Genomic DNA, 25,403 nt, shown 5'->3' with positions numbered 1-25,403 from the left:
AGCCCCACCGCCGCGGTACCGTTCGCGAACTTCAGATTCATGCTGTCGCATCTTGGCGCTCCACACCGCACATTCTCATCCCTCACATAGGGATGCGCCCGTTTTGGTCAGTATCATCGAAACGGCGCCGTGCCCGCTGAACGTTCAGACGGGCCTGAGATACAGCCCGGCGCCCAGATGGCTGAAGGAACATGGGTGAGCGACGACGAACTCCGGGCACGTGCGTCCGCGGAACGCCGCGATGAGATTCGCCGTCAGCTCGGTGCACCCTCTGACGAGGTGCTGCGGGAGCCGACCAGCCGCGAGCTGATCGAGGGCGACCGCAATCGGTTGACCGTCCGCGAGCTGCTCAATCGGATGAATGCAGCGGCCAGGTCCGAGGACACGGATTCCGGCACGGATTCCGGCGATGCCCCGCAGAGCCCTGCGCCGCCCAGCTCTGCCTCCACGCCTCGCCGTCTCCGGCGCGTGAGCCCGGCCGATGCGCCGACCGAACAAATCGTCGGAGCCGGAGAACCCACGTTCGTCGAGGCCGACGCTAACACCGAGGTCATACCCGCCACTTCCGACGCCACGGTCAACAAATACATCCCGCCGATCAGCGCTGCGGCGCAGATTCCGGAACTGTCCACCGAAGACACCGTGGCCAGGGCGCCGCGAGCAGTGAGCTCCGGTCCCGCGGCGGCCCCACGTCGGCGCGCCACACCACCCGAAGTCCGCGACCACAAACAGCTCATGCACCGTGCCACCGTGGGTGGCCGTGTCCTCATCGCACTCGCCTGCGTGTTGGCGCTGCTCGGTACGGGCGCGGTGTGGGGCTATCAGAAGGTCAAGGACAGCGGCTGGAATACCGTCGACGCGGTGAATCCCGACAACGACCAGATTCGCGACAAACAGCTGCAGAACGGCGACGAGACCTACCTGATCGTCGGCACCGACACGCGAGCCGGGCAGAACGGCACCGTCGGCGCCGGGGACAGCGAGGATTTCGAGGGCAGCGCCCGCTCGGACACCGTGATCATGGTGAACATCCCGGCCGACCGCAGTCGTGTTGTGGCAGTGTCGTTTCCCCGCGACCTGCAGGTCGACCGGCCCGAATGTGCAGACTGGAACAACGACGACGGCAAATACACCGACGACGACATCCCATCGGCAACCGGCGTGAAACTCAACAGCGTGTACGGCGACGGCGGCCCGAAGTGCCTGGTCGACACCCTCACCTCCATGACCGGCCTGAACATCAACCACTTCATCGCCATGGACTTCTACGGGTTCGAGCAGGTGGTCAACAAGATCGGCGGCGTCGAGGTCTGCTCGACAACACCTCTGAAGGACTACGAACTCGGCACCATCCTCGCCAAGCCCGGCACGAAGACCCTGAAGGGCTCCAAAGCCCTGGACTACGTACGGGCCCGCAACATCGAAACCGAGGGCAACGGCGACTACGGACGGATCAAACGGCAGCAGCTGTTCATGTCGTCGCTGCTGCGTGGAGCACTGTCCAGCCAGGTCCTGACGAACCCGAGCACGCTGAACGGCATTATCGACACCTTCATCAAGTACAGCTATGTCGACCAGGTCAACACCGACAACCTGGTGGAGCTCGGACAGTCGATGCAGGGGCTCGATGCCGGCCGAGTGACCTTCCTGACCGTGCCGACCTCGGGTACCGCAGAGGACGGGTCTGGCAACGAGATCCCACGACTGGACGACATCGACGCGATCTTCAACGCGATCATCAACGACCTGCCGCTCCCCGGGGAGAAGACCGAAACCCCCGAATCCGGCACACCGACGCCCGGCCCGACGACAACTGCGCCCAAGCCTGCGGAGGTGACGGTCACCGCTCTCTCGCCGTACTCGGTTTCACTGCGCGTACTCAACGGCACCGGCACCAGCGGGATCGCCGCCGAAACCGCCAACGACTTGGCCAACTACGGCTTTGAGATCTACGGCGTCGCCGATGCCTCGGAAAACCGCACCGACACCGTGGTCCGGTACGGCCCGGGTCAACAGGGATCCGCGGCGACGGTCGCCCAGATGATCCCCGGTGCCACGATCCAGGCGGATTCAACGGTCAGCTCGGGCGTCGAGGTCATTCTGGGCAGCGACTTCTCCGGCACCTTGAACGACGCCCCGGCCGAAGGTACGCAGGTCAGGGTCCGAGAGTTGCCACGGGAGTCCAATCCCGACGAACTCCCCAACGACCTCACGGTCACCAACGCGGGTGACACCACCTGCGCGTGATGATCGGATCCGAGCCCCAGTACACGGCTGCCGTTCATTTGCAGTTCACCACCTGACAACCATTTGCCCTGCTTGTGGCAGTACGGTGGGGATATGCGTAGTGCGTACATTGAGCAGATGGCAGAACTCAACGGAGTTCTGGGACAGATGTGTGAGTTGGCGGGGATCGCGATGGAGCGGTCCACCCAAGCCTTGCTACAGGCTGATCTGGCCGTGGCCGAAGAGGTCATCGGCGCCCACGAACGGCTGACGACCCTGTCGACCACAGCCGAGGAACGGGCCTTCGCCATCCTTGCACTGCAGGCGCCGGTGGCCGGCGACCTGCGGGCGATCGTCAGCGGATTTCAGATTGTCGCCGACATCGAGCGGATGGGCGCGTTGGCGTTGCACGTCGCGAAGGTGGCCCGCCGACGTCATCCGGCCAAGGCTCTCCCGGAGGAAGTCAACGGCTACTTCGCCGAGATGGGCCGCCTGGCCGTCGCCATGGCATCGAGTGCTCGAGAGGTTCTCAACACCCAGAACCCGGAAGACGCACTGAAACTGCAGGACGATGACGATGCCATGGATGATCTGCACCGGCATCTGTTCACCGTTCTGATGGATCGTGACTGGCCGTACGGCGTGGCCGCCGCCGTCGATGTCACGCTGCTCGGCCGTTACTACGAGCGCTTCTCAGATCACGCAGTCCTCATCGGCCGTCGCGTGGTCTTCCAGGCAACCGGTCAGACACCGGAGCAGTTCTCCGAGGTCTGACCCCCGGCACTCATCGGCTGTCCGCGGCGATCTCGGCGATACGATCGCCGAGTTCGGCCGCGGTCCGGAATCGGTCACTATGCGGTGCAAGGCATTCCGACACCAGATCCCGTTCGGCAGCTGAGAGCGCAGCGCTGAGTTCGGGCTTGGTCGACTGCACTGTCCGGATTGCCACCAGCGGTTGCATGTCCGGCAGCTCGCCATAGAGCCCCTCACCGGTCAGCGTCCGATGAATCGTCGCTCCCAGCGCCCACAGATCCGTTGCCCGCGAGGGCGCTTGGCCGACCAGCATATCGGGATCCGCGAACTCGAGCGTCGCCGATGATCCGACGCCGCTGACCGCGGTCGCCGCTGTGATCACCCGTGCCAGGCCCAGCGCACTGAGCACACCTGCCGGCCTGTCCTGATCGCCGCCGATCATCACATTGGCGGGCTTGATGTCACCGTGGACCAGACCCGCCTCGTGCAAGTCGTGAGCCCCCCGTGCGGCGCCTTCGAGTACCGCCAACGCCTGTTCGCGTTGCAGTGGCATGGCGGGCGCAGCCATCGATCCGCCCGCCAGGTAGTCCATGGAGTACATGAACTGATCGCCCAATGCTGCCTCGTACAACCGAAGCAGGTACGCCGAACGGACTTCGGAGAATGTTCGGAGTTCACGGACGCCGCGGTGAAATGCATCTTCGCCCACCGGGTTCGAAAAGACCTTCAGCACAACATGTTCAATACCAAGTGAGAGCCGCTCCGGCGTCACCGCGAGGTACGAGATCCCGTGACTGCCCGCGCCGAGGGACCGGACGATCTGGTAGTCGGCAATCGCGGCGGGCGGTCTACGTTCACCGGATCCCGACGGCGGATCAACGTACATCGCTCACCCTCCCATGTGGAGACTCGAACAGCAGCGATCGGCTACCCACCCGCAACTGCGATCCCGGGTAGAGCACAGCTTCTTGCCCACGTCGCAACGTGATCCAGCCGGGAGCTCGGGGATGTCGCACATGGGTGCCGTTGACCGAACCGGCATCGATCACGCGAACCTCCCAATCCACAAGGCGCAGTTCACAATGCGCGCGCGACATCGAACCGGAGGTGTCGTTTATCCGGATCGGGTCCAAAGGCCCGATCCCGCCGGCGGCCACCCCACCGCGGCCGGCGACCATCGGTTCGGGGTCACGGCCGATCAACAGATCTCCGGCCACGACGTAGGTGGAACCGTCGTCGATCACCAACAGCCCCAAGGGCGGTCGCGGTCCTTGCACCAACGCGCCTGTGTGCCGGTCGATCCTGATACCGCAGCGCGTGCAGACCGGGAGGCGCGGATCGTTGATATGCCCGTTGACACAGAGCAATCCGTGGATCTGCAGCTTCTGCTCGCGTGCAGGCACTCTCGAGTTGGCGACTTTGACAGGGCGGTTGGCCACGTCGGTCGGCGCCGATGACAGCGCCGAATCCAACACATCCTGGGGTGGGACCAGCGTCGGTTCGGCAACACCTTGACGGAACCCGGCGGGTTTACGCGGGCCGCCGACGATGGGGAGCGGACTCCGGGCGCTCTGCGTCACCTCTTCGTGATCGTCGAGCCGAACGGACAACATCGGTGGTGCCAAACGTATTTCGGCGTCGCTGTCGGTGGCACCGACCATGAGCGGCGTGGACTCCGGTGCATCGGCCACCGGCGAGGTCTGCGGGATCATGTAGACCGCACTGTCGGTGGACGGCGACGCGGACGGCCACAGGATCATCCCGGCTCCCGGGGCTGCACCCTTCTCCAGGGAAAAGATGTGCGACGGCGCGATCCCGGAGGCTCCGATGGGACCGCCGGAGAGCGGGTCCGTCTCGTCGATGGTGACGGCGACCGCATAGAGGCTGCTGGGATAACTGCGCTGGACCAGGAACCCGGAGTCGGCCCCGCGCACCACCTCTGGGGACGCGAGTTCGGTGACGTACATCCGCGCGGTCGCGCCGCCGTAGACGAATACCTCGAGCCCGCCGCGGGAATCGGTCGAGATGACCGCGAAGTCGGGACTGTTGTCTTCGTTGGCCAGCAACCACTTGGTCAGTGACCGCAGTCGAGAACTTTCCTGCGTCCCGGACTCGGACGGCTGTTCTGTGGCGATCCGCGCAAGATCAGTCAGTGTCGCACTGCTTTTCATCGGATCGGCATCGATGAGCAGCAGCGACGGTCCGCGCCGGAGAGCGATGCCACGACCAGGCAGCACGCTGACCGGATGTTTGACCGTCACTCCCCCATCATCACCCATGCCGCCGGATTTTCACCCGTTCGGGGCCAGGCGACAATCGTTCGGACTAGCCGAATCGACCGGAGATGTAGTCTTCCGTGGCCCGTTGCGCGGGGTTGGAGAACATCGTCTCCGTATCGCTGACCTCGATCAGTTGTCCCGGTTGACCGACACCGGCCAGGTTGAAGAACGCCGTCTGGTCACTGACACGGGCAGCCTGCTGCATGTTGTGGGTGACGATGACGATGGTGAAGTCCTTCTTGAGCTCGTTGATCAGCTCTTCGATGGCCAGCGTCGAGATCGGGTCGAGAGCTGAGCAGGGCTCGTCCATCAACAGCACCTCAGGCGAGACCGCGATGGCGCGGGCGATGCACAGACGCTGCTGCTGACCGCCGGAGAGGCTGCCACCGGGCTTGTCGAGACGGTCCTTGACCTCTTCCCAGAGGTTCGCACCGCGCAGGCTGCGCTCGGCGACCTCGTCGAGCTTCTTCTTGTCCCGCAAGCCCTGCAGGCGAAGGCCGGCGACCACGTTGTCCTTGATGGACATCGTCGGGAACGGGTTCGGCCGCTGGAACACCATGCCGATGGTGGAACGCACCGACACCGGGTCGATGTTTTTGCTGTAGATGTCCTCGCCGTCGAGCAACACCTTGCCCTCGACGCGGGCACCCGGGGTGACCTCATGCATGCGGTTGAGCGTGCGAAGCACCGTCGATTTGCCACAACCGGACGGACCGATGAAGGCGGTGATGCAGCGTGGCGGCACTTCCAGGCTCACGTCCTTTACCGCGTGGAAGGCGCTGTAATAGATGTTCAGGTCTTTGATATCGAGGCGCTTTGCCATGAATCTGTACTTTCGTTCGCTACTGGAGCCGGCGGGCGTCGGGGGGTGGGCGTCGCGTCAGAATCTCTGTGATCATCAGAACTGCTGTGACATCAAAACTTCTTGGGCGAGAACACCTTGGAGACCAGCTTGGCGCCGAAGTACACGATCGCCACCAGGATCACCAGGGTCAACGCCGCGCCCCACACCGTGTCGAAGGCGCCGGGACCGTTGTTGTATTGCTGCACCATCATCAAAGGCAGCGACTGCTGGTTACCTTCAAATGGGTTGGTGTTGATCACCTTTGTCGAGCCGACCAGGATCAGGACCGGCGCCGATTCACCCATCACGCGCGCTATCGCCAGCATCACGCCGGTGACGATGCCCGACAGTGCTGTGGGAAGTACGATCAGCGCGATCGTCTTCCACTTGGGCACGCCGAGGGCGTACGACGCCTCCCGCAGATCCTGCGGGACGACCTTGAGCATTTCCTCGGTCGCCCGGACCACGATCGGTGCCATCAGCAACACCAACGCCAGCGCGACCACAAATCCCGAACGCGGCAGCCCGAACGTGGTGCGCCACACCGCGTAGATGAACAGCGCGGCCACGATGGACGGCACACCCGAGAGGATGTCGACCATGAAGGTGGTGATCCGGGCGAGCACCGAATTGTTGCCGTACTCCACCAGGTAGATCGCCACGAAGATGCCGATGGGGATCGCGATGACCGCGGCCAGCGCAGTCTGTTGAAGCGTGCCGATGATCGCGTTGAGCGCTCCGCCCCGCAGTTCCGACTTCTGCCACCACTCGGCGTCGAGAATGGTCGACAATCCGCGGGAGATCAGCGTCCAGACCAACCATGCCAACGGGATCATGGCGATGACGACGGCGGCCGTGACCATGATCGCGGCACCCTTGTCGCCGATCTTGCGACTTCGTTTGACCGGTGTGAAGCCCGAGGGTGTGCGCTTGACCGGTGCAGTGCTCGTGTCGAGAGTTGTCATGTCACTTGGCCTTCTTTCCGCTGATGACGGCCCGTGCCGCAGAGTTCACGATGAACGTCAGCACGAACAGCGCGAGGCCGGCGGCGATGTAGGCACCGGTCTTCGACGGTGAATCGAACTCGGCGGCATTGTTGGCGATCTTCGTCGCGAACGTTTCGCCGCTCTCCATGAGGTTGAAGTCGATCGGGCCCGCCGTCGAGATGATGAGCAGGAGCGCCATTGTTTCGCCGAGGGCACGTCCCAGGCCGAGCATCGATCCGCTGATGTACCCGGAGAATCCGAACGGGATCACCGCCACCCGGACGACCTCGAACTTGGTCGCGCCCAGCGCCAGCGCCGCCTCACGATGCCCAGCCGGTGTCTGCACGAACACCTCTCGGGTCACCGAAGTGATGATCGGCAAAATCATCACAGCCAGGACGATGCCTGCGGTGAGCATCGTTCCGCCGGTCGACATGTTGGTCACCTGAGATGGTTCCTGGAAGAGCGGCATGAAACCGAGGTTGCCCACGAGCCATTCGTTGAGTGGCACGAGTGCGGGCCCCAGGACCAAGATGCCCCACAGGCCGTAGACGATCGACGGCACTGCGGCGAGCAGATCGATCACGTAGGCGATCGGACTCACCAGCCGCTTTGGTGCGTACTCGGTCAGGAATATCGAGATACCCAGTGCGATCGGCATCGCCAGCAGCAACGCGATGATCGACACCACCAACGTCGCGTAGAGCAGGCCCAGGATGCCGAACTTCATGTTCCCGGGATCGGTACTCCACGGGCCCGAGTAGGTGAAGAAGTTCGCCTCGTTGTCGAGCATCGAGGGGACCGCCTGGATCACCAGGAAGAGTGCGATCAATCCGATGATCACCGAGATGAAGATGCCGGATCCGACCGAAAGGGTCCGGAAAATCCGGTCTCCCAGTCGAATCGCCGAACCGCCGGACTTGATCTGCGACCCGGCCGGTTCTGTTGTCCCGCCTCCACCGGTGGTGGTACCGGGTTGAGTCGTCGAGGAGCTCATAAGCCCTTTCGCCCTCGTCGTATCGTCAGTCTCTGTCATCGCCTTCTACCGCTTTTTCTTTACGGTCACCCTCGCCTACTCGATCAGGCCAGTGCGTCGATGGTCGACTGCAGCTTGGATTTGTATTCTTCGGGCAGGGGGGTGTAGCCCAACTCTGCCAGTCCCTCTTGGCCATCGCTCAGAATGGTGGTGAACGCATCTTTGAGGGTCTTCGAGACGTCACCTTCGTAGCCTGCGGAGCAGACGATCGAGTACGGCGTCAGCAGCAGCGGGTATGCGCCCTCCTCCTTCAGCCCGTACAACGCGTCGGTGTCGACGATCAGGTCCTTGGACGCCGGGTCCTTGAACTCGACCGCGTCGAGCGCCTTGGCCGAGGTATCACCGTTCAGCTCCGTGGCACCGACACCGAAGTCGACCTGCGCGATACCCAGACCGTTCTCCTCGGCGAATCCCCACTCGACGTAGGTGACCGAGCCGGGAGTCTTCTTGACGGTGTCACCGACACCTGTCGACTTGGCCGCACCCGAACCACCCTGACCCTGGAAGGCCTTGTCGTGCTCGTACGGCCAGGCCTGCGGCGCCGAGTTCTGCAGAAAACGCTGGAAGTTGTCTGTGGTGCCCGAGCTGTCGCTGCGGTGCACCGGCACGATGGCGGTGGCGGGCAGTTCAACGCCCGGGTTCAGAGCTGCGATCTCGGGCGCGTTCCAGGTGGTGATCTTCGAGTCGAAGATGCCCGCCAGCACGGCCGGGTTGAGGACAAGACCATCGACCCCGGGCAGGTTGTAAGCGATCGCGACCGGACCGGCCACCATCGGGATGTGCCATGCGTCGTTGCCGGCGCAGCGGGTCTTCGCCTCGGCGATCTCCTCGCCCTTCAGTGGCGAGTCCGAACCGGCGAAGTCGACGTCGCTGCTCAAGAACTTGGCAACACCGTCACCTGAACCCGAACCGGTGTAATTCAGCACGACGCCGCCATTGTCGGCGACCACAACCTGGAAGTGTTCCATCGCCTTCTGCTGCGCGGTTGATCCTTCACCGCTGACGGTGCCACCGCTCTCTTCGCTGCTACACGCAGACAGCACCAGAGCAGTAACCGCAGCCGCACTGACGAGCGCAGCACTTGACTTCATTCTCACCGAAGACTCCTCCATGGACTTTCCGTGACATCTCGCGATTCGAGCCGTCACCCGACGCTCAATGCGTCACCTGTTGAAAGCTAGAGGTCCGTCATGTCTGGATTACCTACGTGTGGTGAACCGCAGATGAATACAACATCGCCCCCTAGACGGCGCTCTCGCAGGGGAAACCAGAGGTGTCCACCCAATGTTCACCTACATGCCACCTCTACGACGATCTGATGTCCGCCGGACACCTGATGGTCGGTCAGCCGTAGGCCACATCGATCGCGTATTGCTCGAATCCGAGCTTGCTGTAGGTGTTCAGAGCGGCGGTGTTGTCGCCCTCGACGTAGAGCTCGACTTCGTCGACTCCCTGCTCAGCAAGGTAGTGCAGACCGGCGAGGGTCAGGAGGCGGCCGAGACCACGGCCTTGCGCCGCGACATCGACGCCGACGATGTAGACCTCGCCCAGCGACGGGGTGTGAATCTTGGTCCAGTGGAACCCGAGTAACCGGTGCGGGTCTGCCGCGTCGAAGGCCAGGAACAGCCCGGCCGGATCGAACCATGCCGCGCTTGTACGTTCTTCGATCTGCTGCGATCCCCAGCCGCCCTGTTCCGGATGCCAGGCGAACGCCACATTGTTGACGCGAATGATCTCTGCATCGTCGGAGGGTCCGGCATATGTTCGGAGCACCACATCATCGGGGACGACCAGTTCCGGCAAGGCGGGATTCGGCAGTGGCCGGCGCAACTGCAGTAATTGGCGTCGCGCAGTCAGCCCGGAAGCCGCGGCCAGGGCCCGCGCGGCAGGCAGATCGCCGTGCGCCCAGACCCGGACATCACCGGTGACGCGCTTACGCGTCTCGCCCAGCAGTGTCCTGCCGTGACCCTTGCGTCGGTGGTCCGGATCGACCACCAATTCGATCACCGCCAGTTCGTCACCGCGCGCCGGAGTCACGTTGGCGTACCCGACGATCTGGTCGTCGTCGCTGACGGTGACCTCTACGACGCCGGGACGGCCGACACCGTTGACGGCCTGCTCCCCCAACGGCGCGACGCCGTCAACGGCCGTCGCGGCGTCGAGAATCTCCTTGATTCGCCCGGTGAACTCCGGGCTGCCCGATTCAGCTCCCATTGGTGCTGGAACTGAACTCCGCGTCCGGGAACTCGACCTCATCGGTTTCGACAAGGCCATCCAATTCTGTTCCGTCCGTGACAGTTCCGTTCGTATCCGATGTTCGTCCGCCACGGCTTGGCCGCACGGCCTTGTATCCGACGTTGCGCACGGTTCCGATCAGTGCCTCGTACTCGGCGCCGAGCTTTGCGCGGAGTCGTCGGACATGTACGTCGACGGTGCGGGTGCCACCGAAGAAGTCGTAGCCCCACACCTCCTGCAGCAACTGTGCACGGGTGAACACCCGGCCGGCGTTCTGCGCGAGGTACTTCAGCAACTCGAACTCTTTGTATGTCAGATCGAGGGGGCGTCCCCGCAACCGCGCGGTGTACGTGCCCTCGTCGATGACCAGATCACCGAGAGTGACCTTGCCACTGGCTTCTTCTGCGGTGACGCCACGACTGCGAACCACAAGCAGACGAAGTCGCGCGTCCAATTCGGCCGGACCAGTGGCCGGCAACAGGAAGTCGTCAAGACCCCACTCCGAGTTCACGGCCACCAGGCCGCCCTCGGTCAATACAGCAACGACGGGCACCGATGAGCCCGTACTCCCCAGTAGCCGGCACAGACCGCGCGCGGCTGCCAGATCAGAACGCGCATCGACGATGGCTACGTCTGCATTTCCAGCTTCCATCAGCGACGACACCTCGGTGGGCGCTACGCGGACGGTATGAGCCAGCAGTGACAACGACGGCAGTACAGACTCAGGGGTGGGATCGGCTGTCAGTAACAAGAGATCCACAAACCACTCCGATCTCGAAGGTACGTATTTATGTACGCTGCCTTACCAACGTGTGCGAGACAGATGTCAGAATAGCGCCATATCGGTCTCAGCCCGTTAACAAGTCCCTTGTTGGCGAATGAACAGCGACGGTCAGCCACGGTGACCAAGGGCCCAAAGTCCACGTAAAGAAGGGTTTAGGTGCGCAAACTGCTGGTCGGCGTGCTCATCGTCGTCCTCGCTGCGGTCGGCATCGACTTCGCCACCGCCGCCTACGCGGAGCACCACTATTCCCAGGCTCTGCGAACAGCCTCCGAATTGGAGTTCGACCCCGAGGTCACGATCACCGGTTTCCCCTTTATCGCAGCCGCCGCTAGCAACGATTACGACCGGATCGGTATCACCGCCAGGGGCACTGACCTGGGAAATGGCCGGCGCGGGGACCTCCGCTCCAACCTGTCCGGCGTCGAACGGGTCGGCGGCGCCTGGCTGATCGGGAAACAGACACAGCTGCGGGCCGACAAGGTGAGCGGCTCACTGAAGATCGATTCGGTGAACCTTGGCCGTTTCCTGGGTCTCGACGACCTCACCGTCACAACACCTGCACCCGAGGACAAGGCCGGCGGAGGCGGACCCGGCGACGGCATCCTTTCTGCCGACTCGGGCATCATTCTGACCGCGACGATCAGTTTGCCAAAAGTGGGTAATGTCGGTCACATTCGGGGTACCGACCACCAGAAAGTCAGTGTTTCCGCCGATCTGTCGATCAGCGGTGGCGCTTTGCGGATCGACGCAACCGGTATCTACTCGGGCTCCGCGGACCACGTCGACTCAGATGTCTCGCCGCAGCAGCTGCCCGACGTGTTGTCACAGTTCTCTCGGACACTGCCCGTTCTCCCGCTTCCGTGGTCGCTGCCTGCATCGTCGGCGGCAACCGAGGGCAGTGACGTAGTTCTCACCGCCGATCCGAAACCGCTGGTGGTGACCGCAGATGACTTCTGGCATGGGTCTTGAAAACCCGGACACGGAGCGAAGCGGAGCTGGGCCATTGACTGGACACGGAGCGAAGCGGAGCTGGACCAAAGTGGGTTGCATGCCTGCGGTAGTCTGGCGCTCATGCAACTGGGCCGTGAGTTGATGCTCACACGTCGCCGGGCGATCGACTTCTGTCGTATCGCCAACTGTTGCTGTCTGAGCCGGTAGTCGACGGGCTTTTCACAGTATTTCTCTGTGCCCCGTATGCCGGTGCGCCTCCTGGACAGCTCTGCGCTGTTCCAAGGCGATCACCTCACGTCACCCGCACGTCCCGATCTCTTTCGATCACCGAACAACACCTGAACGCAATACCCCTCTACGAAAGGAAAACCATGGCTCGCTCCGATGTCCTGGTCAGCGCTGATTGGGCTGAGCAGAACCTGAAGGCCGACAAGACCGTTTTCATCGAGGTCGACGAAGACACCTCGGCCTACGAAGGCGGCCACATCGAAGGCGCCATTCGCCTGGACTGGCGCAAGGACCTGCAGGACGGCGTCCGTCGCGACTTCCTGAACCGGGAGCAGTTCTCCGAACTCCTGTCGGCCAAGGGCGTTTCGAACGACGACACCGTTGTCCTCTACGGCGGCAACAACAACTGGTTCGCCGCGTACGCGTACTGGTACTTCAAGCTGTACGGCCACAAGGACGTCAAGCTGATCGACGGCGGCCGCAAGAAGTGGGAACTCGACGGCCGCGAGCTGTCGAAGGACGAGGTCACCCTGTCGGCCGCGACCTACAAGGCCGAAGAGCCCGACACCAGCATTCGCGCCTTCCGCGACGAGGTCATCAACGCCATCGGCAGCAAGAACCTCGTCGACGTGCGTAGCCCCGATGAGTTCTCCGGCAAGATCCTCGCGCCGGCTCACCTCCCGCAGGAGCAGGCTCAGCAGAAGGGCCACATCCCCGGAGCCATCAACATCCCGTGGAGCACCACCGCCAACGAGGACGGCACCTTCAAGTCGGACGAAGACCTGGCAAAGCTGTACGCCGACAAGGGATTCGACGAGAGCAAGGAAACCATCGCTTACTGCCGTATCGGCGAGCGCTCAAGCCACACCTGGTTTGTGCTCGATCAGATCCTCGGTAAGAAGAATGTCAAGAACTACGACGGCAGCTGGGTCGAATACGGCTCACTTGTCGGCGCCCCGATCGAGCTGGGAGAGAACAAGTAATCATGTGTGCTGCGCCTAAACAGGGACAGAATCTGCCCGCCGGTGTCGATACCGAAAAAGAGACCGTGTTGACCGGCCAGGTGCTCGACACCGACGGCAACCCGGTGGCCGGCGCATTCGTGCGTCTGCTTGATGGAACCGGCGAGTTCACCGCCGAGGTCGTCGCCAGCGGTACCGGCGACTTCCGCTTCTTCGCCGCCCCCGGAACCTGGACGCTGCGCGCGCTGTCGTCCACCGGTAACGGCGACGTCATCGTGAAGCCCGAAGGTGCCGGCGTGCACGAGCAGAACGTGACCGTCAGCAAGTAAGAGCCTCGGCTCTGACGAAGGCCCGGTTCACCTTTCGAGGTGGACCGGGCCTTCGTGCGTCCAGAGAGGAAGCACCCCTGTCTGCTCTCCCGGTCCTCCCTCGATCAGACGCCATGACGGCTCGGCAAAAGTGAGGGAATCCCCACACGCAACGCGATCCGGGCGGACGCTAGAATACTCAGGTGGTCATCTTCTTCGAAGCGTTGTTGGTACTGGCGAGCGTTCTGATCGTCTGGTTCGGCCTTTACGTGCTCTACCGGCTGGTCACAGACGAATCGTGACCCGTTCTGGCAACGAGGCGGTCAATCAGGCCGCCATCAAGGCTCAGGAAACCGGCAGCAGGAACATCCCGTCGCTGCCTGACCTGCCGCTGCCCGACGACACCGCCAACCTTCGCCAGGGTCCGGATCTCCATCCGGGCTTGCTGGCGTTGTTGCCGTTGGTCGGGGTCTGGCGTGGTGAAGGGGAAGGTAATCACCCCGAAACCGGCGACTACCGTTTCGGCCAGCAGGTGATCATCAGCCACGACGGCCAGAACTACCTCAGCTGGGAGTCCCGCTCATGGGTCATCGCAGAGGACAGCGATGAGGTCACACCCGACCTCCGCGAATCCGGCTTCTGGCGCATCGGCGCAGACGATGTCATCGAACTTCTCCTCACCCATGCCGAGGGATGGATCGAACTCTTCTACGGCACCCCGTTGAACCAGACGAGCTGGGAGCTGGCCACCGACGTGGTGATCAAGTCCGCGTCGGGTCACCAGGCCGGCGGTGCCAAGCGTCTCTACGGTCTCGTAGAAGACGGCGACCTCGCGTACGTCGAGGAACGCATGGACAGCGACGGTGACCTGGTTCCCCGGGCGTCCGCGAAACTGCGCCGCTACGTCGGGTGAATGACGGAGGCGGCGCGATAGCCCGCAGCCAACTCCTCGTGCAGCCCATCTCGGTTCGGCTGCCAACCCAGGGCGTAGGCGCGCAACGACTCGCCAACCACCTGATCCATCAGTAACGCGTCTGCGAACGCGGCACCCAGGCGTGATCGCGTGTCTTCCACGGTCGCGGGGATCAATTCTGCTCCGGGGTGTGCGGCCTCGTGAAGATCGACCACCGATGCCGTACTACTGACACCGATCACTCTCCCTCCCGGGTTGCTCTGCAGTGCAAGCACATACAGCTGCGCAAGATCACGGACGTGAACCAGTCCCCAGTGTGCAGAACCGTCACCGATGAGTGATACCTGCCCGGACCCGACACCTGGTGCATCGACGACGAGGTTCGGGATTCCACCACCGTCGCCGTACACGATTCCCGGAGCAACGATCGTGGCCGCCACCGACGACTCGAGCAGCCGGTCTTCCTGCTCCACCCGCCACGCGACGATGGCGGGCGGATCGAGCGGAGAATCGTCCACAAACCCGGTATTCGATCCCCACAGCCACATGCCACTGGTGTGGACATACGGTTTGCCCGTCCCGTCGAACGCAGTTGTCACGGCATCGATGACCGCCGAGTCGAGTGCGCTGCTGGTGGCGTCACCCGGGCTCGCCGTGTGGACGGCTCCGTCGGCGTCGGCAAGTAGACGGCGCACCGCAGCAACATCGAAGAGGTCGACGACCAGCGCGTCGGCACCTCGATCCCGCACGGTCTCGGCAGCCTCCTCCGAGCGCACCAGCGCCGTCACTGCCGTGCCCCGTGCGATGAACTCGTCGAGAACCGCTCCCCCGATATAGCCGGTCGCCCCGGTCAGCAGAATTGTCATGTCTCACCTTTCACAGTGGATAAATGGCCTGTGATCAGGACACTATCTGCCAGATACCGGTGACTTCAACGTGCCATACTTACCTGATGGAAAGCATCCAGCCCACCGGCCATGCCGCCCTTGAGTTCCCGCCAGACGAGGTTCGCCGAGCTCCGTTGCGTCCCCTCCACGGTGACGTCCTCAAACCATCCTGTCCGAGCCGCATGGTCGTCGAGCGACTCGGCGAAAGATGGACCTTGCTCGTCCTGATCGCCCTGCGTAACGGGCCGATTCGATTCACCGCACTCCGCGAGATGATCGGCGTGGTGACCCCGAAAGTGCTGACGCAGACCCTGCGCGGCCTGGAGCACGACGGACTGGTCCTGCGCACGGTCTACCCAGAGATCCCACCGCGGGTGGAGTACGAATTGACCGAACTCGGCGTCTCGTTGATGGGCCCGGTGGACGCCCTTCGGCTGTGGTCAGAGACGAACAGCCGGCACATCGTCGCGGCCCGCGAGGCAGCCGACCGCCAGTCCTGATCGCGATGCGTGGACCCGGCCTCCCAACCCGCGAAAAAACGGGCAGACCCCCGCACCACCCACTGAGCAGCGGGTATCCGACCAGGACGAGGCCGGGGGTGCGGGGGTCCGGTGACCAACGTGGATTTCTCTCCATACCAATTGGGGTACAAGGTAATCCACCAATCGGCCGGCTAGCTGATGGTCACCTCACGTGTCCTAGAAATCAATTTCAGACCACCTCCTTCCTCGTGTACCGACGAAGCTACTCCCGGTACCGCGACTCGGCAACAGTATTTTCTGTCGGCGAAACCTCGGGGAGGGTCAACACCAGATCGGCATGGTGACGGGCCGGGAGGCGATGGGTCACCACCACGACCGCCCGGTCCGGCTCGACCAACGCTGTCGTGGATGCGTCGAGCAGTTCGGACTGCAATCGATCAGAATCGGCGCGGTCCAGGTTCTCCCCCGGCTCATCGAGCAAAAGTATCGGCGCTTCGTTGATCAGCGCGCGTGCGAGCAGCAAACGCCGACGCTGACCTCCGCTGATCGAGTCCGCACCGGCATCCAGCGGAGTGTCGACTCCCGCAGGGAGTCCGGCCACCCAATCACCGAGCCCGACCCGATTGATCGTGTCGATGATCAGGGCATCGGAGGCATCACCGCGCGAGACCAGCAGATTCTCGCGGACGCTGGTCGTGAAGATGTGACCGTCCTCGGCAAAGTAGCGGACGACGTTGTCGTCGGGCCGGGTGACCGTACCCGCCACCGGCGTCAACAGGCCGGCCAGGGTGAGGAGCAACGACGACTTCCCACACCCGCTCGGTCCGACAATCGCGATCCGTGACCCCGGTTCGATGTCGAGGTCGATCCCGTTGTCGCCACCGAAGACCTCGCCACCCGGCCAACCCCAGCGCAGACCACTGGCCACCACTGCGTTCGGGTCCGTGCCCGTAGTCACCGTCGGCGCCGGCTGCTCGAAATCGTCGGCCCGGTCGACCATCGACATGATCCGGCGAGCAGAGTTTCGGCTCTTCTGAAGCTGCAGCGCCGCCTCGGTCATCGGCCCGGTCGATTCGAATGCGCTCAGCGGCAGCAGGATCAGCACACCGAGCGCCATCGGGGATGCCCCATCAGCCAGTCCGATCCCGACCAGAGCCGCGGCCAGTACCGACACCCCGACCGCCAGCGGAACCGCGGCACCGGCCCAGGCACCTTGCCTGGCACCACGATCACCGGCATCGGCAGCATCGGTCTCGGCGGTTCGGGCCTCGTCGAGCAGCACCTGACGCCGCCCGGCAACCGCCAGTTCTGCGGCATGGTCGAGCAGGGTCATGATCGCGCCTGCGTTGCGCGTCTGGGCTGCGGCCTCGGCCCGCGCTGCGCTCTGGGCGCCGCGGACCGCCAGCCACGGCGCAATCACACCGCTGACCACCAATGCGACCGCCAGTACCAGCGCCGCCCACAGCGACACGATCGCCATGATCGCCACCGCCGCACCGGACACCACGACCGACACCCCGATCGGGATGATCGCGCGGATGAGCGCATTGCCGATCTCGTCGACGTCAGTCCCCGTCCGCGACAACAACTCTCCGCGCCGCAGCCCCACCGAATACCCGGCCGGGCCCCCGGCCAGTGCCAGATAGAGTCGACTGCGCGCCGTCGACATCGCATCAAATGCCAGGTCGTGGGTGGCGAGCCGTTCGAGGTACCGGAACAGGCCTCGGGAGATACCCAGTGCCCGAACCGATGTCACAGCCACCGACAGGTACAGCACCGGCGGCATCTGCCAGGCCCGGGTGATCAACCACGCGGACAGGGCGGCCAGGGCCAGGGCGCTGCCCGCTCCCAGGATTCCGAGAAGCAACGACCTGGCCACCGGACGGCCGCGCAGACCCAGTAGGCCCAGCGCCCGCCAGAGCGGATCGCCGCGAAGGCCTCGATGAGCAGATATGTTGTCAGTGTTCGGCATAGGTCACCCCGGTGACTTCGACTATGTCGTCGGCAACGGCCAGCATCGCCGGACGATGGGCGACCACGATGACGGTATCGCCTGCCACAGCCCGCGACTGCAACGCGCGCGCCACCGCCAACTCTGCATCGGCATCGAGGTGGGTGGTGGGCTCGTCGAGCAGCAAGAGCGGCGCAGGCGAGGCGAGTACCCGGGCCAGTGCCAGACGTTGTCGCTGTCCGGCGGACAGTCCCACTCCACCACTGCCCAGGATCGTTTGCCAGCCGTCAGGGAGACCGGCCAGCACGGAGTCGAATCCGCTGGCCCGGCAACCGAAATCGCGCTCGCTGTCCCCTACCGGACCTGTCATCGCGAAGTTCTCCGCGACTGTGCCCGGCACCAGGACCGGATGTTGGGGCAGCCAGGCCACCTGCTCCCACAACGCCTGCTGATCGAGTTCGGTGACCGGCACATCGCCGATCAGGACTGAACCCTCCTGCGGTGACTGCAGGCCCAGGATGGCCGACAGTACCGTCGATTTCCCGGCCCCGTTCGGGCCGGTCAGCACTGTCAGGTGACCGGGCGTGATGGTCGCGGAAAGATCGTGCGGCGCCCAGCCGTCGCGGCCGTGCACACCCAGACCGGCCACGACGATCTTGGCTCCGGCGACAGCCACCGTTCGGCTTCCCACCGAACGTTGGGTGGCCCCACCCTCGATGATCTCGAATACTTCACGTGCACTGGCTGTTCCGGCCTCCGAATTGTGGAACTGTGCACCGGCCGTCCGCAGCGGCAGGTACACCTCGGGCGCAAGGATCAACGCGAGCACACCTCCGTAGAGGCCCATCTCGCCGTGCACCAGACGCAGGCCGATGCTGACCGCCACCAACGCCACCGACAACGTCGCGAGGAACTCCAGCACCGCACCCGACAGGAACGCCACCCGCAACGCCTGCATCGTACTGCGTCGATGCGCCTGCCCGAGTTCGCCGACCCGGGCGGCCGGCTCCCGCTCGCGCCCCAACGCACGCAAGGTCGGTATCCCCGCGATCAGGTCGAGAAGCTGAGAGGACAAGCGGCTCATCGCCGTAAGCCGATCAGCGGTTCGATCCCGCGTCAGGCGACCGATCAAGATCATGAAGATCGGGATCAGAGGCAATGTGATCACGACGATGACGGCAGAGGTCAGATCGGCCATCGCCATCACGACCACCAGCACCGGGATCGCCACCACCGAGAGCAGCAGCGCTGGAATGTATCCCGTCAGATACGGGCCCAGAGCTTCGAGTCCCTGCGTGAGGATCGTGGCGAGCCGATTGCGCCGCGCCAGGCGTTCACGGGGCGGGGTCCGGGCCGGATCCGATACCGCAGCAAGCGCTTCTCGGCGCAGGTCCGCGATCACCCCGGCACTGGCCCGGTGCGCGTATCGGTCGTGGATGTACACCGCCATCACCCGTACCGCGATGGCCCCGCCCAACGTCCACAGGTGCCAGGCCTGGGCGTCCAGACTGCGCCGATCCGGCGACACGATCAGCTCGGACAGGATCGACGCAACCATCGCGGCGGTGACGATCACGCAAATCACCTGTGTGATCGTCATCAGCACCGTCAGGATCAAATACCGGCGCGAGGTCCGCGAATAGCGCCACAGCCGTGGATCAATCGGCGGGCCGGATGCCGCCGGTGTCGCCGAGGTCACTTCGACTGCTCGACCACTTTCGGTCGGCGCAAGGGCAGGCCGATCGACGGCGGAATCTGACTCGTGGAAATGCGCTGGCGGAACACCCAATACGTCCAGCCCTGATAACACAGCACCAACGGGGTGAAGATGGCCGCGGCCCAGGTCATCACCACCAGCGTGTGATGGCTCGACGCGCTGCCTTCGACTGTCATGTCGAAGGCCGGATCGAGCGTAGACGGAATCACGTTGGGGAACATCGACCCGAGGATCAGGACCACGACGCCGGCGATCGCAAAGCAGGTGGCGACAAAGGCCCAACCCTCACGTCGCAGATACGCCAACCCGGTCGCGGCGATGATCGCCACTGCCGCCACCCCCAGCGCGATCCACGTCCAGCCCTGGCCGTAGGCGATCTGCGTCCACAGACCCCAGACAGCAGCAACAGCCGTGGTGGGGACGGCAAGCGCGAACGCCGTCTTCATCGATTCTCGTTGCAGGTCACCAGCCGTCTTGAGGGCCAGGAACACCGCACCATGGGTGGCGAACAGCATTGCCGTGGCCACACCACCGAGCAGAGCGTATGGGGAGAGCAGGTCGAAGAAGTTACCGGTGAACTGTTCGTCACCGTCGATCGGCAAACCGCGCACCAGGTTTGCAAATGCGACGCCCCACAGGATCGCAGGCAACCACGACCCCAGACCGATGCCGAAGTCGGCCCACCAACGCCAGCGCGGGTCGTCGATCTTTCCGCGCCATTCGATGGCCACGACGCGGACGATCAGACCGAACAAGATCAGGAACAGCGGTATGTAAAAAGTGGTGAACATCGTTGCGTACCAGTTCGGAAAGGCCGCGAACAGCGCGCCGCCACCGGTGATCAGCCAGACCTCATTGCCATCCCACACCGGTCCGATCGTGTTGATCATCGCTCGGCGACGGGTATCGCCGGGTATGCCGTTCTTCGGGCGGCCGAGGAAGGGCAACAGCATGCCGACACCGAAGTCGAACCCCTCGAGTACGAAGTATCCGAGGAACAGAAAGCCCACCAAGCAAAACCAGAACTCTGCCAGACTCATTGATCTACCTCAGTCCTCAGTACGCGAACGACAGTTGCTTGGGTTCATCGGATTCCGGCCGGTCGTCCGACTCGGGCCCCTCCGGGCCATCACCCGGACCGTTGATCGGCGGGCCGGCATCGGCAGGGGTCGGCCCTTCCCTGGTGTACTTGCGGATCAGCACGAACCAGATGACACCGAGTGCGCCGTACAGCAACGTGAAGATGAGCAGGCTGGCCAGGACCAGGTAACCCGAATGTTGGCTCACCCCTTCTTGAACCGTCAGATGGATGCTCTCGAGCCCGTTGGTGTCACCCTGATTTGCCGGGTTGGGCACCACCATCCAAGGCTGCCTGCCCATTTCGGTGAAGATCCACCCCGAACTGTTGGCCAGGAAGGGAGTCGGGATCATCCAGATGGCAAAGGTGGCAAACTTCTTCGAATCCGGTATTCGGCCGCGGCGCATGAACCACAGCCCCAGCACCGCCAGAGCCGCCGACCCGAGCGCCCAGCCCATCATTGCCCGGAATGCCCAGTATGTGACAAACAGATTGGGCTTGTAGTTGCCGGGACCGAAGTTGGCAACGTGCTCGGCTTGCAGTTCCTCCACACCCTGCAACGTCGAGTTGAAGTTGTTGTCGGCCAGGAACGAGAGCATGTTGGGAATCTCGATGAGGTGTGTCACCGATTCACAGTTGTTCTGCGTCCCGATTGCCAGAATCGAGAAACCTGCCCCGGTTTCGGTGGTACACAACGATTCCGCCGATGCCATCTTCATGGGCTGTTGCTCGAACATCAGCTTTGCCTGCTGGTCACCGGTGATGGCCAGGGCCACACCACTGACGATCATGATCCACAACGCCAGGCGCGTCACCGGGCGGTACAGGGTTCGCGCATCGTGCTCGAGTTGGTCAGCGGTCTTGCCGTGCATCGACGGCTCAGGATCGTCCGCGACCGCAACCGTTCCCTCACCGGAGCTCACACCGACCGGCACACTCTCGCGAAGCTTCTTGGCCCGTCGCATGTTTCGGACCATCCACCAGATTCCGATGGCGGCGACCAACGTGCCCGCAGTGAGGAACGATCCCGCGATCGTGTGTGGGAAGGCAGCCAGTGTGGTGCTGTTGGTCATCACGTCCCACAAGCTCTTCAGCTCCGGACGCTGCTTTTCCTCATTCCACTGCGCACCCACCGGATGTTGCATCCACGAGTTTGCCGCGACGATGAACCAGGCCGACGCGTTGACACCGATCGCGACCATCCAGATCGTCATGAGGTGCACTTTTTTCGGCAGCCGGTCCCAGCCAAAGATCCACAGGCCCAGGAACGTCGACTCCAGGAAGAACGCCACGAGGCCTTCCAGCGCCAATGGTCCGCCGAAAACATCCCCGACGAATCGGCTGTACTCGCTCCAGTTCATCCCGAACTGGAACTCCTGAACGATGCCGGTGGCCACGCCCAGTGCAAAGTTGATCAGCAGGATCTTGCCGAAGAATTTGGTGGCCCGAAGCCACTGTTCCTTGCCTGTCACCACCCAAACGGTCTGCATGATCGCCACCATCGGCGCCAGCCCGATCGTCAGCGGGACCAGGATGAAGTGGTAAACGGTGGTGATGCCGAACTGCCATCGGGAGACGTCGAGTGCGTCCATGTTTTCTCAATCGCCGGAGGTCTACTACGGTCGGTAGTAGCTGCAGATTACGCCTCTGAACCGAAGCCGAACAAGGCGTTTAGCGCATATTTGCTGTGCTGATGGCCACTTTCGACAGAATGGGGCACAAGGGCCCGCACCGGCCGGGACCCTCGACCCGGGCCGTGCTGCTCTACACCGCGACACCTCGATCGCCTGTTCATGGCGACGGTATGCATAACTAAAAAATAGAGCACCGACAGGCGCCGCGCGCCGTCAATGAGATAAACGCGAAAAGGGAAATAAACGCGAAAAGGCGGCGTCCCCCAGAACAGGCGACGCCGCGACACTTCGGCGGGCCTTACTCGACGGCGCGGTCGACCAGCGCGGAAAAGTCTTCCGGGTGATCCGGCGTCACCATCGTGTAGCCGTTCAGTTCTGTGACCCTGGTGGCGAGCGTGATGCTCGATACCAACCAGACCGCCTCGGCGCACACAAGATCGGCCGGACTCAATGGCGCGATCTTGGTTTCCCACCCCTCTTTTTCGGCCTGTGCGAACAACGCCTGCTGGGTGGTGCCTTCCAAAATGCCGGATTCCGCCGGCGGAGTGGTCAACGTCTTGCCGTTGACCACGATCACGGTCGAGCGGGGACTTTCGAGTACGAGTCCCTCGCTGCTGGTGTAGATGACGTCATCGGCGCCCTGATCGGCGGCGTAGCGCAGGGCCGCCATGTTGGTGGCGTAACTCAACGTCTTGGCACCCAACAGCTGCCAGGGCGCCGCGGCTGCGAGGTCAACGGAGTAGCCACGGGAAGCGGTGATCACCTTGACCCCGTGTTCACGCACCTTCGACGCCCGCTCGGCCACCGGCCCGACGGTCAGGTACTCGGTGGCGCCACCACCATCACGCGTCAATCCGGTCTGGCTGCCCGTTTTGGCCGCCACCGCATCCACCGGTGCCGATTCACGTCCACGCGAGTAGACCAGCCGCATCAGCCCCTCTGCCGCGTCGTTCGCCTCGGTCCAGACGCGGGCGCCGGTGGCGACTGCTTCGGCCCACTGCTCTTCGTCCGGGGCGGGCAGATCGAGCGCCTTCGCACTGCGCGAGAGCCGCTGCAGGTGTAGTTCGACGCAGCGGGCCGTGCCGTCACGCACCAGCAGCGTCTCGAAAACACCGTCGCCGCGCACGGCGGCGAGGTCGTCGGCATGCAGGATCGGCACGTCCGGGTCGAGAACAGCACCGTCAACAGTCACCAGAATTGGTTGAGCCATAGCGGCAAGGGTAGCGACCACACTCGTACCATTGGGAAGGTGACTGAACTGTTGGAATCATTGCGCCCCTCAGGAGCCGTCGGCGGCCTGGAAAATACGCCGGATGAAGCCGTGGCCTGGCATTTCGGTGACCCGTTCGGTGAGCAGCGTGCCGCCACCACTTCCGCGGCCGTCATCGACCGTTCCCACCGCGGTGTGATCGCACTGACCGGGGACGAGCGCCTGAGTTGGCTCAACACGATCTCGAGCCAATTCGTCACCGATCTCGCGGACGGTCGCAGTGCCGAAAACCTGAGTCTGGACGGCAACGGCAGGGTTGAGGACCACTTCGTACTGACCGAACTCGATGGGACGACCTGGATCGACACCGAGCCATCGCGGTCCGAGCCGCTGGCCGGTTTCTTGCAGAAGATGGTCTTCTGGGCGAAGGTCGAGGTTGCTCCCCGCCCCGATATGGCGGTACTGACGCTGCTCGGACCTGCCACCCGCACCGGGGCGATCGCGCAGCTACTACAGATTCCAAGTGCGGCAACGGTTTATGACGCCGGAAAGTTGCCCGACGGCGGTTTCTGGCGGGTGATGCCCGCCCTGGGTGATCACGCGTCGGTCGAATCGATCGATCTGGTCATCCCCGCCGACCAGCTCATCGCATGGTGGAAGAGCCTGACCGCGGTCGGCGCGCGTCCAGCCGGGATGTGGACGTACGAGGCGCTGCGCGTGCCTGCATTGCGTCCCCGTCTGGGGATCGACAGCGACGAACGCACGATCCCGCACGAGGTCAATTGGATCGGCTCACCAGACGAGTTGGGTGCGGTTCACCTGAACAAGGGTTGCTACCGGGGCCAGGAGACGGTCGCCCGGGTGCACAACCTCGGCAAGCCGCCACGACAGATGGTGTTGCTGCACCTCGACGGCAGCGCCGAGCACCGACCGGCCACTGGTGATCCGGTCACTGTCGGGGGCCGCGCCGTTGGCCGTGTCGGCACCGTCGTCGACCACTTCGAGTACGGCCCGATCGCCTTGGCCCTCATCAAACGCGGCGTACCGGCCGACACCCAGCTCGACATCAACGGCGCCAGTGCCGCAATCGACCCGTCGTCGGTGTCGGCTGATGACCGCGTCCAAGCCGGACGTGCTGCCATCGACAAGTTGAAGGGCCGGTAGTCAGCGTGCGCAGCACCTTGGCCAGGCCCCGGGCAGACAAGTTGAAGGGCCGTTGAGCCTGGCGAAGGGCACGGTGCTCGCTGTCTGCGCCGTGCACGAAGAACATGCCCTCGCCGGTGAAGTCGGACACAGTGCGATCGACAAGCGAGCAGTCGAGGGCCCCGTCGACGTCGACGAGTTCGGCCTCACCATCGACCATGTCTGCGACACCAAATACCACGGCGGAATCGATCAGGCGGTGTACGCATACGGCGACGACGAAGCTCGGCGATGGGCCGGCGAACTAGGGCGTGAACTCCCCTACGGATGGTTCGGTGAGAACCTGCGCATCTCCGGGATCGCGACCACCGACGCCACCATCGGCGAGCAGTGGCAGGTCGGTGAGCGCCTGCTGCTCGAGGTGACCATTGCCCGCACTCCGTGCCGCACATTCGCTGATTGGGCGCAGGAAGACCACTGGATCAAGCGTTTCTACGCACGGGCAGATGTGGGTTGTTATCTCCGTGTCGTCGAGGGCGGCCAGGTCCGGGCCGGGGATCGGGTCACTGTCGTCTCACGGCCAGACCACGGCGTGCTGGTGCGCCATCTGATCACCGGGCCCGATACCGATTCGCTGAAGAAACTGCTCGCGATCAACGATCTTCCGCCGAAAGTGGTCCGGGACGCGAACCGCTGGCACCGGCTGGCAAAGAGGTGACCGCGACGCGGCCGGTCAGTCGATTCCCGACCTGAAATCCGGTGCCCTGTTTGTTAATTTTCGCGACCGGCGGACGAG

The 25,403-nt window shown here is 63.7% G+C and carries 23 protein-coding genes; 9 read left to right on the top strand and 14 right to left on the bottom strand.

The features are described 5' to 3' along the window. Window positions 1–195 precede the first annotated feature (195 nt). Both AC1TPF_RS22455 and phoU read left to right on the top strand, forming a co-directional pair. A complete protein-coding gene (locus AC1TPF_RS22455) occupies window positions 196–2,247 on the top strand; it encodes an LCP family protein (protein ID WP_482145354.1) in 2,052 nt (683 codons plus the stop codon). Window positions 2,248–2,340: 93 nt separating this feature from the next. Next, complete coding sequence (gene phoU, locus AC1TPF_RS22450; RefSeq protein ID WP_482140680.1) at window positions 2,341–3,000, top strand: phosphate signaling complex protein PhoU; 660 nt, start codon at window positions 2,341–2,343, stop codon at window positions 2,998–3,000. A 10-nt stretch (window positions 3,001–3,010) separates the two neighbouring features. Here the strand turns inward: phoU and AC1TPF_RS22445 are convergent, their stop codons facing one another. The 8 genes from AC1TPF_RS22445 to AC1TPF_RS22410 all read right to left on the bottom strand — a co-directional run bounded on the left by AC1TPF_RS22445 (window position 3,011) and on the right by AC1TPF_RS22410 (window position 11,119). Continuing rightward, the gene (locus AC1TPF_RS22445; protein WP_482140681.1) at window positions 3,011–3,865 is read right to left on the bottom strand and encodes a serine/threonine protein kinase; all 855 of its coding nucleotides are present in this window, start codon (window positions 3,863–3,865) and stop codon (window positions 3,011–3,013) included. Then, window positions 3,855–5,258 (bottom strand): FHA domain-containing protein, encoded by a 1,404-nt coding sequence (locus tag AC1TPF_RS22440; RefSeq protein WP_482145353.1) that lies wholly within the window; start codon window positions 5,256–5,258, stop codon window positions 3,855–3,857. The genes AC1TPF_RS22445 and AC1TPF_RS22440 overlap by 11 nt, the downstream gene beginning before the upstream one ends. A gap of 46 nt (window positions 5,259–5,304) precedes the next feature. Further along, the gene (pstB, locus tag AC1TPF_RS22435) at window positions 5,305–6,081 is read right to left on the bottom strand and encodes a phosphate ABC transporter ATP-binding protein PstB (protein ID WP_482140685.1); all 777 of its coding nucleotides are present in this window, start codon (window positions 6,079–6,081) and stop codon (window positions 5,305–5,307) included. Window positions 6,082–6,173: 92 nt separating this feature from the next. After that, window positions 6,174–7,067: a phosphate ABC transporter permease PstA gene (gene pstA / locus AC1TPF_RS22430; RefSeq protein WP_482140687.1), complete on the bottom strand. Its 894-nt coding sequence runs from the start codon at window positions 7,065–7,067 to the stop codon at window positions 6,174–6,176. Window position 7,068: 1 nt separating this feature from the next. Further along, the gene (pstC, locus tag AC1TPF_RS22425) at window positions 7,069–8,085 is read right to left on the bottom strand and encodes a phosphate ABC transporter permease subunit PstC (protein ID WP_482140689.1); all 1,017 of its coding nucleotides are present in this window, start codon (window positions 8,083–8,085) and stop codon (window positions 7,069–7,071) included. 83 nt (window positions 8,086–8,168) lie between these two features. Next, window positions 8,169–9,221 carry a phosphate ABC transporter substrate-binding protein PstS gene (pstS, locus tag AC1TPF_RS22420; protein WP_482140691.1) on the bottom strand — a complete coding sequence of 351 codons (1,053 nt, stop codon included), beginning with the start codon at window positions 9,219–9,221 and terminating at the stop codon, window positions 8,169–8,171. A gap of 247 nt (window positions 9,222–9,468) precedes the next feature. After that, window positions 9,469–10,338 (bottom strand): mycothiol synthase, encoded by an 870-nt coding sequence (mshD, locus tag AC1TPF_RS22415; RefSeq protein ID WP_482145352.1) that lies wholly within the window; start codon window positions 10,336–10,338, stop codon window positions 9,469–9,471. After that, window positions 10,328–11,119, bottom strand: a complete 792-nt coding sequence (locus AC1TPF_RS22410; protein WP_482145351.1) for a winged helix-turn-helix transcriptional regulator — start codon at window positions 11,117–11,119, stop codon at window positions 10,328–10,330. The genes mshD and AC1TPF_RS22410 overlap by 11 nt, the downstream gene beginning before the upstream one ends. 180 nt (window positions 11,120–11,299) lie before the next feature. Here AC1TPF_RS22410 and AC1TPF_RS22405 point away from each other — a divergent pair, with 180 nt between their 5' ends. The 4 genes from AC1TPF_RS22405 to AC1TPF_RS22390 all read left to right on the top strand — a co-directional run bounded on the left by AC1TPF_RS22405 (window position 11,300) and on the right by AC1TPF_RS22390 (window position 14,505). Further along, window positions 11,300–12,112 carry an LmeA family phospholipid-binding protein gene (locus tag AC1TPF_RS22405; RefSeq protein ID WP_482145350.1) on the top strand — a complete coding sequence of 271 codons (813 nt, stop codon included), beginning with the start codon at window positions 11,300–11,302 and terminating at the stop codon, window positions 12,110–12,112. Between the two features lie 353 nt (window positions 12,113–12,465). Then, the gene (locus tag AC1TPF_RS22400) at window positions 12,466–13,305 is read left to right on the top strand and encodes a sulfurtransferase (protein ID WP_482140698.1); all 840 of its coding nucleotides are present in this window, start codon (window positions 12,466–12,468) and stop codon (window positions 13,303–13,305) included. Window positions 13,306–13,307: 2 nt separating this feature from the next. Further along, a complete protein-coding gene (locus tag AC1TPF_RS22395; protein ID WP_482140700.1) occupies window positions 13,308–13,613 on the top strand; it encodes a DUF1416 domain-containing protein in 306 nt (101 codons plus the stop codon). A 277-nt stretch (window positions 13,614–13,890) separates the two neighbouring features. Continuing rightward, window positions 13,891–14,505 carry a heme-binding beta-barrel domain-containing protein gene (locus AC1TPF_RS22390; RefSeq protein ID WP_482145349.1) on the top strand — a complete coding sequence of 205 codons (615 nt, stop codon included), beginning with the start codon at window positions 13,891–13,893 and terminating at the stop codon, window positions 14,503–14,505. Here AC1TPF_RS22390 and AC1TPF_RS22385 read toward each other — a convergent pair. Then, a complete protein-coding gene (locus AC1TPF_RS22385; protein ID WP_482145348.1) occupies window positions 14,493–15,371 on the bottom strand; it encodes an NAD(P)H-binding protein in 879 nt (292 codons plus the stop codon). The genes AC1TPF_RS22390 and AC1TPF_RS22385 overlap by 13 nt on opposite strands. 203 nt (window positions 15,372–15,574) lie before the next feature. Between AC1TPF_RS22385 and AC1TPF_RS22380 the strand changes: the two genes are divergently transcribed. Then, window positions 15,575–15,892, top strand: coding sequence for a winged helix-turn-helix transcriptional regulator (locus AC1TPF_RS22380; RefSeq protein WP_482145561.1), 318 nt, complete (start codon window positions 15,575–15,577; stop codon window positions 15,890–15,892). 244 nt (window positions 15,893–16,136) lie between these two features. On the opposite strand, the gene cydC is transcribed toward AC1TPF_RS22380, so the two are convergent. The 5 genes from cydC to AC1TPF_RS22355 all read right to left on the bottom strand — a co-directional run bounded on the left by cydC (window position 16,137) and on the right by AC1TPF_RS22355 (window position 23,464). Next, window positions 16,137–17,846 carry a thiol reductant ABC exporter subunit CydC gene (cydC, locus tag AC1TPF_RS22375; RefSeq protein WP_482140706.1) on the bottom strand — a complete coding sequence of 570 codons (1,710 nt, stop codon included), beginning with the start codon at window positions 17,844–17,846 and terminating at the stop codon, window positions 16,137–16,139. Continuing rightward, window positions 17,833–19,524, bottom strand: a complete 1,692-nt coding sequence (cydD, locus tag AC1TPF_RS22370) for a thiol reductant ABC exporter subunit CydD (protein ID WP_482140708.1) — start codon at window positions 19,522–19,524, stop codon at window positions 17,833–17,835. The genes cydC and cydD overlap by 14 nt, the downstream gene beginning before the upstream one ends. Next, complete coding sequence (cydB, locus tag AC1TPF_RS22365; protein ID WP_482140710.1) at window positions 19,521–20,582, bottom strand: cytochrome d ubiquinol oxidase subunit II; 1,062 nt, start codon at window positions 20,580–20,582, stop codon at window positions 19,521–19,523. Before cydB ends, cydD begins: the two co-directional genes overlap by 4 nt. A gap of 16 nt (window positions 20,583–20,598) precedes the next feature. Next, the gene (locus tag AC1TPF_RS22360) at window positions 20,599–22,212 is read right to left on the bottom strand and encodes a cytochrome ubiquinol oxidase subunit I (RefSeq protein WP_482145347.1); all 1,614 of its coding nucleotides are present in this window, start codon (window positions 22,210–22,212) and stop codon (window positions 20,599–20,601) included. Between the two features lie 340 nt (window positions 22,213–22,552). Then, entirely contained in the window at window positions 22,553–23,464 is a 912-nt protein-coding gene (locus AC1TPF_RS22355) for an aminodeoxychorismate lyase (RefSeq protein WP_482140714.1), read from the bottom strand. A gap of 30 nt (window positions 23,465–23,494) precedes the next feature. On the opposite strand from AC1TPF_RS22355, the gene ygfZ reads away from it, so the two are divergent. Both ygfZ and AC1TPF_RS22345 read left to right on the top strand, forming a co-directional pair. Beyond that, window positions 23,495–24,628 (top strand): CAF17-like 4Fe-4S cluster assembly/insertion protein YgfZ, encoded by a 1,134-nt coding sequence (gene ygfZ, locus AC1TPF_RS22350; RefSeq protein WP_482141441.1) that lies wholly within the window; start codon window positions 23,495–23,497, stop codon window positions 24,626–24,628. A gap of 58 nt (window positions 24,629–24,686) precedes the next feature. Continuing rightward, a complete protein-coding gene (locus AC1TPF_RS22345) occupies window positions 24,687–25,325 on the top strand; it encodes an MOSC domain-containing protein (RefSeq protein WP_482141443.1) in 639 nt (212 codons plus the stop codon). Window positions 25,326–25,403 lie beyond the last annotated feature (78 nt).

It is taken from the genome of Williamsia sp. Y853, from assembly GCF_056786495.1.
Note: the sequence above shows the minus strand (reverse complement) of the source record. Positions and strands in the feature narration are given on the sequence as shown.